Here is a 13,581-nt window from a genome sequence, read left to right on the forward strand (position 1 = left end):
AAATCTTGAAATGAGGATTTAAGCCTATGACATATGTATAGCTACCATGACGTAGAAGCCATCAAAACCAATCTTGAATGGATTGTTAATCAGGCAACGCTTAACCAAGCCTCCCCCACGCGTGCCGACCAAAAAGCCCTCTTTGATCTTCTGGAACTGATTCAGTCTTACGAAATATTGTTGGATTTAATTAACGAATTCGGAAGCGCCGTGATTGATGCGGAGATCGCGGAAGGCCTGAGCGTGACAGAAAAACTCATCGCCAAAATCAAAAGAAGTACTCACGCCATGTAACAAACCTCGGCACGGCTCAGATAATACGTTTGTCGTGCATGATGGTGGTGAAAACACCGGAAGGTTTTTCATGTATATTCTGCATGTATCGTTTTTTCGGTGAGATTTAATGAAAAAGCTTTTTGTGCAGTTTTATCTTTTGCTGTTTGTCTGCTTCCTGGTGATGACCATGCTGGTCGGGCTGGTCTATAAGTTCACTGCCGAACGAGCGGGCAGGCAGTCGCTGGACGATCTGATGAAAAGCTCTCTTTATCTGATGCGCAGCGAACTGCGTGAAATTCCGCCACATGACTGGGCGAGAACCTTAAAAGAGCTGGATTTGAACCTGTCGTTCGATCTGCGCATTGAACCGCTGAAGGATTTCGATTTAGATCCGCCTGCCATGCAGCGCCTGCGTGACGGGGATATCGTGGCACTGGATGAGAAATACACCTTTATCCAGCGCATTCCGCGCAGTCATTATGTGCTGGCTGTAGGGCCGGTGCCTTATCTCTATTATCTGCACCAGATGCGCCTGCTGGATATGGCCCTGATGGCCTTTATCGCCATTTCACTCGCCTTCCCGGTCTTTATCTGGATGCGCCCACACTGGCAGGACATGCTGAAACTGGAATCCGCCGCACAGCGCTTTGGCGAGGGGCATCTTACCGAGCGTATTCACTTTGACAGCGGGTCCAGCTTTGAACGTCTGGGGGTGGCATTTAACCAGATGGCCGATAACATCAACGCCCTGATTGCCAGTAAAAAACAACTGATCGACGGGATTGCTCATGAGCTGCGCACGCCGCTGGTGCGCCTGCGCTACCGGCTGGAGATGAGCGAAAACCTTACGGCGGCAGAGTCTCAGGCGTTAAACCGCGACATCGGCCAGCTTGAAGCGCTCATTGAGGAGCTGCTTACCTACGCTCGCCTTGACCGTCCACAAAATGAACTGCACCTCAGTACCCCGGATCTGCCGACGTGGATCCAAACCCATATTGATGACGTCCAGAGCGTCAATCCGCAACGCACCCTGTTAACGCGCGTCACACCGGGTGATTACGGCGCGCTGGACATGCGCCTGATGGAACGCGTGCTGGATAATCTGATGAACAACGCCATGCGCTACAGCGAGAGCACGCTGCGGATTGGCCTGGACTTGCAGGACAATCAGGCCCGTCTGACGGTGGAAGACGATGGCCCCGGCATCGCCCCGGACGCGCGTGAAACCGTGTTCGAGCCGTTTGTGCGTCTCGACCCGAGCCGCGACCGTGCCACGGGAGGGTGTGGTCTGGGGCTGGCGATTGTCCACTCTATCGCGCAGGCGATGGGCGGCACGGTGCAGTGCGGGGAGAGTGAACTCGGCGGCGCATGCTTCTGCTTTAGCTGGCCGGTGTACCATAACATCGCCCTTCCCGTTCCTGCCTGACCTTAACCGCACGCTGGCCTGACCCGGCGTGCTGTGCTATACCATGAGTATGTTGTAACTAATGGGGATTCACATGGCGACATACGATCTTATCGAAAGGCTGAACAGCACCTTTCGGGAGATGGAGCATGAGCTGTTAACGCTAACCGAGCGCCTGCAGGCCTGCCGCCTGTTGGCTGCACGGGTCTTTACCCTGCCGGAGGTGGCAAAAGGCGCAGAGCACGATCCGCTGCAAACCATCGACGTCAAACAGCATATCGGCCAATCCGCGCGGGATCTGGCGCTACAGCACTATCGTCGCCTGTTTATTCAGCAGCAGTCTGAAAACCGCAGCAGCAAGGCGGCCGTTCGCCTGCCGGGGGTGATCTGTCTGCAAACGGACGCCGAAACCCGTGAGGCGCTGGAAACCCAGATTACGCACATCAATACCCTGAAAGCGGCATTTGAAAAGATCATTACCGAAGAGTCAGGCCTGGCGCCAGCCGCCCGCTTTGAGTGGGTGCACCGCCAGCTTCCGGGTTTAATCACCCTGAATGCCTACCGTACGCTGACGGTACTGCGTCAGCCCGCCACGCTGCGCTTCGGCTGGGCCAACAAGCACATTATCAAAAACTTTACCCGGGATGAGATCCTGGCCCAGCTGGAAAAGAGCCTGAAAGCGCCGCGCACCGTGGCTCCGTGGTCGCGCGAGCAGTGGATTGAGCGCCTGGAGCAGGAGTATCACAGCATCGCGTCATTGCCCGTTGAAACGCGCCTGAAGATTAAACGCCCGGTGAAGGTGCAGCCTATCGCCCGCGTCTGGTATTCAGGCCAGCAAAAGCAGATCCAGTACGCCTGCCCAACGCCGCTGATTGCGCTCTATGATGCCGATCAGGGCGCTGTGGTACCGGACATTGGCGAACTGCTGAATTACGATGCGGAAAACGTTCAGCATCGCTATAAGCCTCAGGCGCAGCCGCTGCAGCTGATTATTCCACGGCTGCACCTGTATGTGGCGACGTGACTATTTCAGGCTGCCGACCATCGCTTCAGGGCGGACCCAGGCATCAAACTCGTCTTCCGTGAGGTAGCCAAGCGCCAGCGCAGAGGCTTTCAGCGTCAGCCCCTCTTTATGCGCCTTTTTGGCGATCTCAGCGGCTTTGTCGTAGCCGATATGGGTATTGAGGGCGGTCACCAGCATCAGCGACTCATTGAGCAACTGACTGATTCGCTCGCGGTTCGGCTCAATGCCGGAGGCGCAATGCGCGTTGAAACTCTCCATGCCGTCCGCCAGCAGACGTACAGACTGAAGCACATTGTGGATAACCATCGGACGATAGACGTTCAGCTCGAAATTGCCTGACGCACCGCCCATATTGACGGCCACGTCATTTCCCAGCACCTGACAGCAGAGCATAGTCATGGCTTCACACTGCGTCGGGTTCACTTTGCCCGGCATAATGGAGCTACCCGGTTCATTTTCCGGGATGCTGATTTCACCAATGCCGCAGCGCGGGCCAGAGGCCAGCCAGCGCACGTCGTTGGCGATTTTCATCAGTGATGCCGCCAGCCCTTTCAGCGCACCATGGGTGTGAACCAGCGCGTCGCAGGTTGCCAGCGCCTCAAACTTATTGGGCGCGGTAACAAACGGTTGCCCGGTAATCGCGGCCAGCTCTTCCGCCACACGCACCGCGTACTCCGGATGGGTATTTAACCCCGTCCCCACCGCCGTGCCGCCCAGCGCCAGCTCAGAGAGATGCGGCAGGCTGTACTCAATGTGTTTGAGATTGTGTTCCAGCATCGCCACCCAGCCGGATATCTCCTGTCCAAGGGTCAGCGGCGTGGCATCCTGCAGGTGGGTACGCCCGATTTTGACGATATCACTGAAGGCCTGGGCTTTCTCGTTAAGGGTGCTTTTAAGCACATTTAGCTGCGGGATCAGCTGTTCACGGATGGCAATCACCGCCGCCACGTGCATTGCCGTCGGGAAGACATCGTTGGAGCTCTGGCTCTTGTTAACGTCATCGTTCGGGTGAACCTTACGCTCCATACCGCGCACGCCGCCCAGCAACTCGCTTGCCCGGTTGGCCAGCACTTCATTCATGTTCATGTTGCTCTGCGTGCCAGAGCCGGTCTGCCAGATGGCCAGGGGGAATTCGTCGGGATGCTTGCCCGCCAGCACTTCGTCGGCGGCACTGATGATGGCGTTGGCTTTGTCAGCCGCCAGCAGGCCCAGATCCAGATTCACTTTGGCGGCGGCACGTTTGGTCAGCGCCAGCGCCTGAATCAGCGAAACGGGCATTTTCTCTGTCGAAATACGGAAATGTTCCAGCGAGCGCTGGGTTTGCGCCCCCCAGAGTTTGTCGGCCGGAACGTCGATCGCGCCCATCGAATCTTTCTCACGGCGATGCGTTGTCATTACTTTCTCCTTGATAATTAAAGATGGGATTGCTCACATGCTTAAGAGATAAGTATTGATGACTTCTGAGAAACGTTATGGCGCTTTGTGCGCTCTTTTTGGTGTCGGGTGGCGTAGCCGCCACCCGGCTTTTTAGCTTACTTCACACATGCCGAACACTGAGAGGACTGGATCTGCTTGAAGAAGTCATTGCCTTTGTCATCCACCAGGATAAACGCCGGGAAATCTTCCACTTCAATTTTCCAGATCGCTTCCATACCCAGTTCCGGGTATTCCACGCACTCCAGGCTCTTGATGCTGCCCTGCGCCAGTACGGCCGCCGGACCACCGATACTGCCCAGGTAGAACCCGCCATGCTTGTGGCACGCATCCGTCACCTGCTGGCTGCGGTTGCCTTTCGCCAGCATGATCATGCTGCCGCCGTTGGCCTGGAGCTGGTCAACATAGGAGTCCATGCGGCCTGCGGTGGTTGGGCCTAATGAGCCGGAGGCATAACCCTCTGGCGTTTTCGCCGGGCCCGCGTAGTAGATCGGATGATCTTTGATGTACTGCGGCAACCCTTCGCCGTTGTCCAGGCGCTCTTTCAGCTTCGCATGGGCGATGTCGCGGCCGACGATGATCGTGCCGTTCAGGGAGAGACGCGTCGAGACCGGGTACTGAGACAGCTGCGCCAGAATCTCTTTCATCGGACGGTTCAGATCAACGCGAACCGCTTCACCTTCACCGGCTTTACGCAGCGCTTCCGGAATGTATTTACCCGGATTGTTCTCCAGTTTTTCGATCCACACGCCTTCACGGTTGATCTTCGCTTTGATATTACGATCCGCCGAGCATGAGACGCCCATACCCACCGGGCAGGATGCGCCGTGGCGCGGCAGACGGATCACACGCACGTCGTGAGCAAAATATTTACCGCCGAACTGTGCGCCGAGCCCCAGATTACGCGCTTCTTCCAGCAGCTCCTGCTCAAGCTGAACATCACGGAACGCCTGGCCGTGTTCGTTCCCTTCGGTTGGCAGGCCGTCGTAGTATTTGGTCGATGCCAGCTTCACGGTTTTCAGCGTCGCTTCCGCCGACGTACCGCCAATGACAAAGGCGATATGGTATGGCGGGCAGGCTGCAGTCCCGAGGGTACGCATTTTTTCCACCAGGTAGTTCTTCAGCTTGCCCGGTGTGAGCAGCGCTTTCGTTTCCTGGTAGAGGTAGGTTTTGTTGGCTGAACCGCCGCCTTTCGCGATGCAAAGGAATTTGTACTCATCGCCGTCCACGCTGTAGAGGTCAATTTGCGCAGGCAGGTTGGTGCCGGTGTTGACCTCTTTATACATATCCAGCGCCGCGTTTTGCGAGTAGCGCAGGTTGTCTTCGGTGTAAGTGTTGTAGACACCGTGCGCCAGCGCGGCTTCATCGCCGCCACCGGTCCAGACACGCTGGCCTTTTTTACCCACGATGATGGCCGTACCGGTGTCCTGGCAGGTCGGCAGAATGCCTTTTGCCGCGATATCGGAGTTACGCAGGAACTGCAGCGCGACATACTTATCGTTTTCGCTGGCCTCCGGGTCGCTGAGAATATCGGCCACCTGCTGCTGATGCGCAGGACGGAGCATAAACGAGGCGTCGTGGAAGGCGTGCTGCGCCAGTAAGGTCAGCGCCTGCGGATCGACCTTGAGGATCTCCTGCCCTTCAAACTCAGAGACAGAGACGTGATCGCGGGTTAACAGGTAATATTCGGTCTGATCCTTACCGAGCGGGAAAGGATCCTGGTAATGAAAGGGTTTGTTCGACATTGTTCTCTCACTTACTGCGTCGGTCTGATTATTCAGGGCAGATGTTCCGCTGCCCGGCTTAAAAGCGAGTCAGCTTATCCTACACAATTTTTTAACAAAAACTGAGACTAGTACGACTTTTTACATCCGCAGGTTACTTCCATGTGGTTTATTGCTTTAATACCCGGAGTTTATTCCACATTTGAATCAGGGCTTGATAATGCAAAAACTCATCAACTCAGTGCAAAACTACGCCTGGGGAAGTAAAACTGCGTTAACGGAACTCTACGGTATCGCGAACCCGGACAACCTGCCGATGGCAGAACTGTGGATGGGCGCCCACCCGAAGAGCAGCTCAAAAGTTGAAGATGCCAGCGGCCAGGTGCGCGCGCTGCGCGACGTAATTGATGCCGATAAAGCCACGCTGCTGGGCAACAGTGTGGCCAGCCGATTTGGCGAGCTGCCGTTCCTGTTTAAGGTGCTGTGTGCCGATCAACCTCTCTCCATCCAGGTTCACCCGAACAAGAAAGCCTCTGAAATTGGCTTTGCAAAAGAGAATGCGGCCGGTATCCCGTTAGATGCCGCCGAGCGTAACTATAAAGATCCGAACCACAAGCCGGAGCTGGTCTTTGCGCTGACCCCTTTCCTGGCGATGAACGCGTTTCGCGAGTTCTCCGAGATCATCTCTCTGCTGCAGCCGGTCGCAGGAGCGCATAACGCTATCGCACATTTCCTGGCAAATCCGAACGCGGAAAGCCTGAGCCAGTTGTTCGCCAGCCTGCTCAACATGCAGGGCGACGAGAAATCCCACGCCCTGGCGGTGCTGAAAGCGGCGCTGGACGGCCAGCAGGGCGAACCATGGGACACCATCCGTCTGATTTCTGCGTTTTACCCGGACGACAGCGGCCTGTTCTCCCCGCTGCTGCTGAACGTGGTGAAGCTAAATCCGGGCGAAGCCATGTTCCTGTTCGCAGAAACGCCGCATGCCTATCTGCAGGGTGTGGCGCTGGAGGTAATGGCCAACTCGGACAACGTGCTGCGCGCGGGTCTGACGCCGAAATATATCGACATCCCTGAACTGGTGGCTAACGTGAAGTTTGTGGCAAAACCTGCTGCCGAGCTGCTTACTCAGCCCGTCAAAAATGGCGCAGAGCTGGACTTCCCTATTCCGGTTGACGATTTTGCTTTCTCCCTGCACGACCTCAGCCAGACCGAAACGACCATCGCGCAGGAGAGCGCGGCGATCCTGTTCTGCGTTGAGGGTGAAGCGACACTGCATAAAGGCGAACAGCGTCTGGTGCTTAAGCCGGGTGAGTCAGCATTCGTTGCTGCTAATGAGTCCCCGGTCAGCGTGAGCGGTACCGGTCGCCTGGCGCGCGTATTTAATAAGCTTTAGACAATACTGAATTTTTTAACAACTCTTGCTAAGCTAGTGGCAGGCTTTATATCTCCGGGCGGTTTCTACCGCCTGGTTTCATTTTAGGGATAGTCGCAATGAAAAAATCGGTCGTAGCGGTAGGCGTGATTGTAGCGTTAGGCGTAGTCTGGACGGGAGCATCCTGGTTTACCGGGAAGCAGCTGGAGAGCCGTCTGGCTGAGATGGTGGCACAGGCTAACAGCCAAATTAAGCGTGGCGCACCGGAAGCGGGTGTAGAGCTGAGCTATCAGAATTATGAGCGCGGGGTATTCACCAGCCATATGCAGCTTGTGGTGAAGCCCGTTGCCGGAAATGAAAATGGCTGGCTGAAGCCGGGCCAGACGGTGGTGCTGGATGAGGTGGTAAGTCACGGTCCGTTCCCGCTGGCGCAGCTGAAGTCCTTTAACCTGATCCCATCAATGGCGTCCGTTCACACCGTGCTGGTGAATAACGACTTAACTAAGCCGCTGTTCGATCTGGCAAAAAATGAATCACCTTTCGCGGTTGATACCCGCATCAGCTATGCCGGTGACACCCGCTCGAATATCGCGCTGAAGGCGCTGAACTACGAGAAAGAGAACGAGAAAGTCACCTTCAGCGGTGGCAACTTCACCGTAGATGCTGACCGCGAAGGGAACGTGCTCTCCCTGACAGGGGAAGCGCAAAGCGGTCTGGTCAACGCCGTTAACGAATACGATCAGAAGGTACAAATTACCTTCAACAATTTGAAAGCAGACGGCAACAGCCGCATGACCGACTTCAAAGAGCGTATCGGCGATCAGAAACTCTCGATTGATAAGATTGCCATTGCGATTGAAGGTAAAGAGATGGCCGTGCTGGAAGGCATGGACGTTGATGGTAAATCGGATGTCTCCAAAGACGGTAAGAGCATCAATACTCAGCTGGATTACACCCTGAAGAGCCTGAAAGTGCAGAATCAGGACCTGGGTACCGGCAAGCTTTCGCTGAAGATCGGCAATATTGACGGTCAGGCGTGGCATGAATTCAGCCAGAAATACAGCAAAGAGAGCCAGGCGCTGCTGACCGATGCCGCGCTGCAGCAGAACCCGGAAGTGTATCAGCAGCAGGCGATGGCCGTGCTGTTCAACAACCTGCCTATTCTGCTCAAAGGTGAACCGGTGATCACCGTCGCTCCGCTGAGCTGGAAAAACAGCAAAGGCGAAACCAGCTTTAACCTGTCTCTGTTCCTGAAAGATCCGGCAACCGCAACGGGCGAACCGCAAACGCTGGCGCAGGAAGTGGATCGCAGCGTGAAGTCTCTGGACAGCAAGCTGACGATCCCAATGGATATGGCAACCGAGTTTATGACTCAGATTGCGAAGCTTGAAGGGTACGGCGATGACGATGCCGGCAAGCTGGCAAACCAGCAGGTGAAAGGCCTGGCGGCGATGGGCCAGATGTTCCGTATCACCAAGGTGGACGACAACACGATTTCCACCAGCCTGCAATATGCCAACGGCCAGGTGACGCTCAACGGTGACAAAATGCCGCTGGAGGACTTTGTCGGCATGTTTGGTATGCCTGCCCTGGGCATGCCGGAACCGGCTGAACCAGCAGCGCCAGCCGAACCTGCGGCGCCGCAGCAGTAAACGACAAAACCCCTCGCGTGAGGGGTTTTTTATTGCCGGGGGGCGGCGATGCCTTACCCGGCCTACGCTCCGCAACGTGCTCTGGGTTATTTCACCGTTACCAAACGCGCCGCCACAATCTGGTGCCCGGCCTGCACGTCTGTTTTTTCGATGCGCTGCATGATCCTGTCCGCCAGCGTGTAACCCATCTCCCGTGCGGGCGTGGTGGCCCAGACGATGGGCAGATCGTCCAGCGCATTTTCGCCAACGTCGGCAAATGCCCCTAACGCCACCTGATGGCCGAAGAAGGTTTCAACCCCCCCCTCACCGCTCTGACGCCCGGCGCGGATCAGACCAAACCAGGCCCCCATCGCAATCACATCGTTGTAGCAAATCACGGCGCTTATCGTCGGGCTGCTGCTTAACAGCGCACCGATCGCTTCTGCGGCTTTTTTCTGACTGGATTCACACTCTACCACCCACTCGCTGTGGAACGGTAAACCGTATTTAATCAGCGTCGCGCAATAACCGCCCACCCGTTCGGCGCGGGTCAACGACGAGCTTTTTCCGCCGAGCCAGGCAATCCGCTGATGTCCGCGACGAATAAGATGCTCGGTCAACATTTGGGCCGCCTGCATGTTATCTGGCCGCAGGGTATCGGCTTCATCCAGATAACTGGCGCGCGACGCAAAGACCAGCGGCACCCCTTTAGCGGCCGCGCGCTCGCATAATTCACTGCTCACGCCCGACGCTCCGGCAACAATCACACCGTCAACGCCCTGGGTGAGCAGCATGTCGAGCCGGGAAAGAAGCTGGTCCGGCTCGCGTCCACCGTGGAGCAGAAACACCATTCGTCCCTGCGCCTCCAGCGCTTCGGTTAACCCGGCGGTCAGTTCGGCGTAAAAGGGTGAAGTCAGGTCACGCACGATCAGGCCAATCACGCCGCTTTGTCCCCCGCGCAGGGCCGACGCCTGACGGTTACGCACAAAACCCAGTTGTTCAACGGCGTCGTTAACCCGCTGACCGGTCGCGGGAGAGATGCGCCCTTTTCCACTCAGGACCAGTGAAACGGTGCTGACGGAAACCCCCGCCGCCAGCGCGACATCGTTGATGGTGATCTTTTTCGCTACAGCCATGTGTTGGCGTGACTCCCTGATAATGAGATCGGTAAAACGTTTTATCAATACGTTATCTTTATACTACCAGTGAAAGGCTGAGAATGTGATTCAGCGCGCACTAAACTTTGATAAAACGTTTTATCTTCTCGCAGCATTGAAGCAGACAAACTGATTTTAACAATAAAGGAGTCGTTTTATGACGGCGAAAACAGCACAAAAAATATCGCTGTGGGAATTTTTCCAGCAACTGGGTAAAACCTTTATGCTGCCCGTGGCGCTTCTCTCGTTCTGCGGGATCATGCTCGGGATCGGCAGCTCGCTCAGCAGTAAGGACGTCATTACGCTGATCCCGTTCCTCGGTACCCCTGTGCTGCAGGCGATCTTTATCTGGAGACTATTAAGTCTTTTAACGAAGTGGCTTGATGTTGGATTGATGTGCGGTAACTTCTGCTATGTTGCCGCGATACGATTTGTCATGTGCAATGAACTAACGTCGTTTCGCGGTAACTTTATGCCCCACCCATGCCCCATCACACCACCCTGTCATCCTGCATCACGCTGTTGATGAAGAATGTCACCCGCCCCATCACCTCAACCTCTTCCGCAGCCTCCCCCTCTATCGCTTCACCATCATCACAAATCAGCGCCCTGCCCATGACTCTCGCAAACTGAGTCCGTCCGCCGCTGAGGATTAGCAGAACCTGATTCTGTACCAGTCTGGTGCACGGCTCGATAACCGCAAAGCCAATATCTGTCTCAAGCACTCTGCTATCCGCTCCAATGTTACACAGCACAGCAGGAGATAATTGTTGCTCAACGTAATCTGATGCTGGTGAAGGAAAGCCCATTATTGCACCCTCCCCATGTTACGCAGGATCCAGTATCGGTTATCACTACCGTCTGTCGTCTTGTCAGCGAAATCTGGCTGGCATCTCTCAATCCATGCGTTCGCGTCTGCCTGGCTGAAATGCCAGTTCTTTTTACGCAAATTATTGATGAATTTGTTTGTTTTGAGACAAAGGTAACCCTTTGGGTTTTGTTCTATAGAGGCTAAAAAAGCTGCGTGAATATCATATTGACGAGTCATAGCAGCACCCTCACTTGCTCATTGACTGTATGCATATACAGTAGTATTTTTATATCCACAGATCAAGTCAGCAAGGAGGGTAAGGGATGTTCGTTGAGCTGGTTTATGACAAGCGTAATGTTGAGGGGCTCGAAGGGGCCAGAGAGATCATCCTGGCTGAACTAACGAAGCGGGTGCACCAGATTTTCCCTGATGCTGAAGTGAAGGTTAAGCCGATGCAGGCGAATGCTTTAAATAGCGATGCCAGCAAAAGTGATCGGGAAAAGCTGAACCGCATGCTGGAGGAAATGTTTGATGAATCCGACATGTGGTTGATGCATGATTAACCAAACACACTTGAAAAAAACTTGTTCAGCCCCTATATCTGGGGTTGAAAAATGAAAAACACCACAAGTTAGTATTATTTAACATATAGAATGGCATTGGCAGCTATTTCTACTATCCAAACTCTGTATTTAGCAAAAAATGCCATCCATTTCTAAGTGACTCACTCCTTTAAACTTATTATGATGTACTAAAATTTACCCATACGGTAAAATTGTTGCAGCATCTGAAAAACCACATAACCAAGGGGGCATGTTATGGCGTATCCAACGTTAGCTGTGGCTAATGCCTTCATTGAAAAAGCGTTAGCCAACGAATTATCTGATCTGACGCCTATGAAACTTCAAAAGTTGATGTTTTATGCTCAGTCATGGTATCTGAAGATTTACGATGAGCCCTTGATTGATGATTTTTTCTCTAAATGGCAGTACGGCCCTGTGATACCATCGCTGTACCATGAAGTTAAAAGTTATGGTTCCTCGCAAATCAATAGCATGATAAGCAATCTGATGCATACCCCTCAAGGTGTCATGATTGTTACTCCTAGCGTACCTAAGCAAGATACCAAAACACGCCAATTGATTGATAAAATTGTTAGTGTTTACGGTCCGCTTCGTGGAACTCAGTTATCTTACCTGACTCATCAACCAGGCACGGCTTGGTCGAGGACGGAGGGTTACAGTTCTGTTATTAGTAATAACCTCCTCAAAGAGTGTATTGAGTAGTTCACTTCATGGCTCAGCGCTCTTCACTCGAAGATATTAGTTTACCGGGATCAGCGGATGCGATCCCGGATTCGGTATCTGTCACTGATGAACAGGCCTCCCCTGAAAAGCACCCTGCATTAGTCATTCAGGAAGTCGAGGATCGCATTGCAGATCGTGCACTCCGCGAGAAATTTGGGGACAAGGCATACAAAGTTGTAAGAAAAACTTTATATGGATGGTGCTGGCTTCTAGCGATTTATGCTGCATTAAAATTCCGCTTTCAAGTGGAAATATTTTCAGACAACGTACTTATAGCCATAACTTCTGCAGTGACATTAAACGTTTTCGCAGCATTCCTTGGCGTGATACGTGGTCTCTTCCCAGCAACAAAACCCACCAAGGACTAGGGCTGTATTTAAATATGCGGTCTGGTTTGTTGAGTAAACACCATGTAAACTCACCGCAGGCTGGTAAACATTCAATACTCGCACTATAGAACGATTGCCAGCTGACCGTCGCCTGTTCTTGCATACGACAGGCGGCGGATTCTTTACGAAGCTGGCTCCTGCAATGCCACATCAATTACTTCTTTCTGACGCCGATTCCAGATGCTGTCTTCTGGCATCTCCAGGCGAAGATCAATCCATCGACCTTCAGGAATGTCCATCGGATCACCGGCAATAATCATCGCAGTTTCCACATCAAAACGGCGACGAAAGACTGAAACAGTCAGCACACCATCATCTTCGGTCGTGATATCAACGAAACACAGAAAGTTGCCGTTGATATCTTGGGGAATCTCCACTGTCCATCCTTCAGAATTCAGTCCACAGCTTCCGGTGACTCGATACACGCCAGCCGCCTCTCTCGACGCAGCAACTCCTTCAGCTTCATCGTTACACTCAATCTCACCACTTCCGTACAGCTTAACTACAGGAGAAGCCCGTTTGATAAAGCCGTTTGTATCGACGGTCGTGTTTGCTTCACCCCACCATTTTTGCCATGTCACTGCCGAAGGATTCGCAGGATCAAAAGTTCCAGTCCAAATATTGTTTTGGTTAAAAGCAAAGCCAAGCCCTGCATTTGAATATACTGGAACCGACATCAAGCCAATAATTGCATTTCCACTACCGGATGGAACCCCGACAGTAGGACTACTGGTACCATCCCCACGCATTCGATAAATTCCGGCACGATAACCATCAGCAAGGCTTACCAACTGAGTGGCTAAAGAAGCATCTGCACCGATGCCAAATCCACCGACCTGAATAACATTGCCATTTGAGGTACCAGCGGCCTTCGTTGCTGATGTTCCTAAACCGAGGTTTGTGCGAGCGTCAGCAGCATTATTTGCACCTGTACCGCCCTGGCTGATACTGAGCGCGGTAGTCAGGCCGCTTAGGCTGGTTATATCGCTGTTAGCCCCTTTCTTCGCCAGCGATTTCTGCCCCGGTACGGTGACGGGCACACCGTTAA

Annotated in this window: 14 protein-coding genes and 1 pseudogene; 9 read left to right on the top strand and 6 right to left on the bottom strand. The window is 53.7% G+C overall.

Going from position 1 to position 13,581, the window contains the following annotated elements; genetic code table 11:
- Positions 1-33: 33 nt before the first annotated feature.
- The 3 genes from APU11_RS18965 to tus all read left to right on the top strand — a co-directional run bounded on the left by APU11_RS18965 (position 34) and on the right by tus (position 2,705).
- Complete coding sequence (locus APU11_RS18965) at positions 34-294, top strand: hypothetical protein (protein ID WP_038980410.1); 261 nt, start codon at positions 34-36, stop codon at positions 292-294.
- Positions 295-403: 109 nt separating this feature from the next.
- A complete protein-coding gene (rstB, locus tag APU11_RS18970; protein WP_013096876.1) occupies positions 404-1,702 on the top strand; it encodes a two-component system sensor histidine kinase RstB in 1,299 nt (432 codons plus the stop codon).
- A 73-nt stretch (positions 1,703-1,775) separates the two neighbouring features.
- Positions 1,776-2,705: a DNA replication terminus site-binding protein gene (tus, locus tag APU11_RS18975; RefSeq protein ID WP_013096877.1), complete on the top strand. Its 930-nt coding sequence runs from the start codon at positions 1,776-1,778 to the stop codon at positions 2,703-2,705.
- Here the strand turns inward: tus and fumC are convergent, their stop codons facing one another.
- Together fumC and fumA are read right to left on the bottom strand one after the other, a co-directional pair.
- Positions 2,706-4,100, bottom strand: a complete 1,395-nt coding sequence (fumC, locus tag APU11_RS18980; RefSeq protein ID WP_013096878.1) for a class II fumarate hydratase — start codon at positions 4,098-4,100, stop codon at positions 2,706-2,708.
- A 137-nt stretch (positions 4,101-4,237) separates the two neighbouring features.
- Complete coding sequence (fumA, locus tag APU11_RS18985; RefSeq protein ID WP_013096879.1) at positions 4,238-5,884, bottom strand: class I fumarate hydratase FumA; 1,647 nt, start codon at positions 5,882-5,884, stop codon at positions 4,238-4,240.
- 199 nt (positions 5,885-6,083) lie between these two features.
- On the opposite strand from fumA, the gene manA reads away from it, so the two are divergent.
- Positions 6,084-7,259: a mannose-6-phosphate isomerase gene (gene manA / locus APU11_RS18990; protein ID WP_038419228.1), complete on the top strand. Its 1,176-nt coding sequence runs from the start codon at positions 6,084-6,086 to the stop codon at positions 7,257-7,259.
- Between the two features lie 98 nt (positions 7,260-7,357).
- The gene (locus APU11_RS18995) at positions 7,358-8,890 is read left to right on the top strand and encodes a YdgA family protein (protein WP_013096881.1); all 1,533 of its coding nucleotides are present in this window, start codon (positions 7,358-7,360) and stop codon (positions 8,888-8,890) included.
- Between the two features lie 86 nt (positions 8,891-8,976).
- On the opposite strand, the gene APU11_RS19000 is transcribed toward APU11_RS18995, so the two are convergent.
- A complete protein-coding gene (locus APU11_RS19000) occupies positions 8,977-10,005 on the bottom strand; it encodes a Mal regulon transcriptional regulator MalI (protein WP_029882782.1) in 1,029 nt (342 codons plus the stop codon).
- Between the two features lie 178 nt (positions 10,006-10,183).
- Here APU11_RS19000 and APU11_RS27170 point away from each other — a divergent pair.
- Positions 10,184-10,378 (top strand): annotated as a pseudogene (locus APU11_RS27170) (PTS sugar transporter subunit IIBC); the annotation flags it as partial.
- Positions 10,379-10,517: 139 nt separating this feature from the next.
- Here APU11_RS27170 and APU11_RS19010 read toward each other — a convergent pair.
- On the bottom strand, positions 10,518-10,835 hold the full coding sequence (locus tag APU11_RS19010) for a hypothetical protein (protein WP_060578694.1): 318 nt from the start codon (positions 10,833-10,835) through the stop codon (positions 10,518-10,520).
- A complete protein-coding gene (locus tag APU11_RS28985) occupies positions 10,835-11,074 on the bottom strand; it encodes a hypothetical protein (RefSeq protein ID WP_060578695.1) in 240 nt (79 codons plus the stop codon). Before APU11_RS28985 ends, APU11_RS19010 begins: the two co-directional genes overlap by 1 nt.
- Before the next feature lie 86 nt (positions 11,075-11,160).
- On the opposite strand from APU11_RS28985, the gene APU11_RS19020 reads away from it, so the two are divergent.
- From APU11_RS19020 to APU11_RS19030, 3 genes are all read left to right on the top strand, one after another.
- A complete protein-coding gene (locus APU11_RS19020) occupies positions 11,161-11,400 on the top strand; it encodes a DinI family protein (protein WP_060578696.1) in 240 nt (79 codons plus the stop codon).
- Positions 11,401-11,655: 255 nt separating this feature from the next.
- Positions 11,656-12,123 (top strand): type II toxin-antitoxin system antitoxin SocA domain-containing protein, encoded by a 468-nt coding sequence (locus APU11_RS19025; RefSeq protein ID WP_060578697.1) that lies wholly within the window; start codon positions 11,656-11,658, stop codon positions 12,121-12,123.
- A gap of 8 nt (positions 12,124-12,131) precedes the next feature.
- Complete coding sequence (locus APU11_RS19030) at positions 12,132-12,512, top strand: hypothetical protein (RefSeq protein WP_060578698.1); 381 nt, start codon at positions 12,132-12,134, stop codon at positions 12,510-12,512.
- 143 nt (positions 12,513-12,655) lie between these two features.
- On the opposite strand, the gene APU11_RS28165 is transcribed toward APU11_RS19030, so the two are convergent.
- The coding region (locus tag APU11_RS28165) for a hypothetical protein (RefSeq protein WP_131729169.1) at positions 12,656-13,581 on the bottom strand (926 nt) is incomplete at its 5' end.

Source organism: Enterobacter sp. 50793107 (genome assembly GCF_001463365.1).
GTDB classification, from domain to species: Bacteria; Pseudomonadota; Gammaproteobacteria; order Enterobacterales; family Enterobacteriaceae; genus Enterobacter; species Enterobacter cloacae.

Bases quoted from the DNA above. Each gene is read 5' to 3' on its own strand.
- manA (WP_038419228.1), top strand. From the start codon at position 6,084: ATGCAAAAACTCATCAACTCAGTGCAAAACTACGCCTGGGGAAGTAAA.
- APU11_RS18995 (WP_013096881.1), top strand. From the start codon at position 7,358: ATGAAAAAATCGGTCGTAGCGGTAGGCGTGATTGTAGCGTTAGGCGTA.
- APU11_RS19010 (WP_060578694.1), bottom strand. From the start codon at position 10,835: ATGGGCTTTCCTTCACCAGCATCAGATTACGTTGAGCAACAATTATCT.
- APU11_RS19020 (WP_060578696.1), top strand. From the start codon at position 11,161: ATGTTCGTTGAGCTGGTTTATGACAAGCGTAATGTTGAGGGGCTCGAA.
- APU11_RS19030 (WP_060578698.1), top strand. From the start codon at position 12,132: ATGGCTCAGCGCTCTTCACTCGAAGATATTAGTTTACCGGGATCAGCG.
- tus (WP_013096877.1), top strand. From the start codon at position 1,776: ATGGCGACATACGATCTTATCGAAAGGCTGAACAGCACCTTTCGGGAG.
- APU11_RS19025 (WP_060578697.1), top strand. From the start codon at position 11,656: ATGGCGTATCCAACGTTAGCTGTGGCTAATGCCTTCATTGAAAAAGCG.
- rstB (WP_013096876.1), top strand. From the start codon at position 404: ATGAAAAAGCTTTTTGTGCAGTTTTATCTTTTGCTGTTTGTCTGCTTC.
- fumA (WP_013096879.1), bottom strand. From the start codon at position 5,884: ATGTCGAACAAACCCTTTCATTACCAGGATCCTTTCCCGCTCGGTAAG.
- APU11_RS19000 (WP_029882782.1), bottom strand. From the start codon at position 10,005: ATGGCTGTAGCGAAAAAGATCACCATCAACGATGTCGCGCTGGCGGCG.
- APU11_RS18965 (WP_038980410.1), top strand. From the start codon at position 34: ATGTATAGCTACCATGACGTAGAAGCCATCAAAACCAATCTTGAATGG.
- APU11_RS28985 (WP_060578695.1), bottom strand. From the start codon at position 11,074: ATGACTCGTCAATATGATATTCACGCAGCTTTTTTAGCCTCTATAGAA.
- fumC (WP_013096878.1), bottom strand. From the start codon at position 4,100: ATGACAACGCATCGCCGTGAGAAAGATTCGATGGGCGCGATCGACGTT.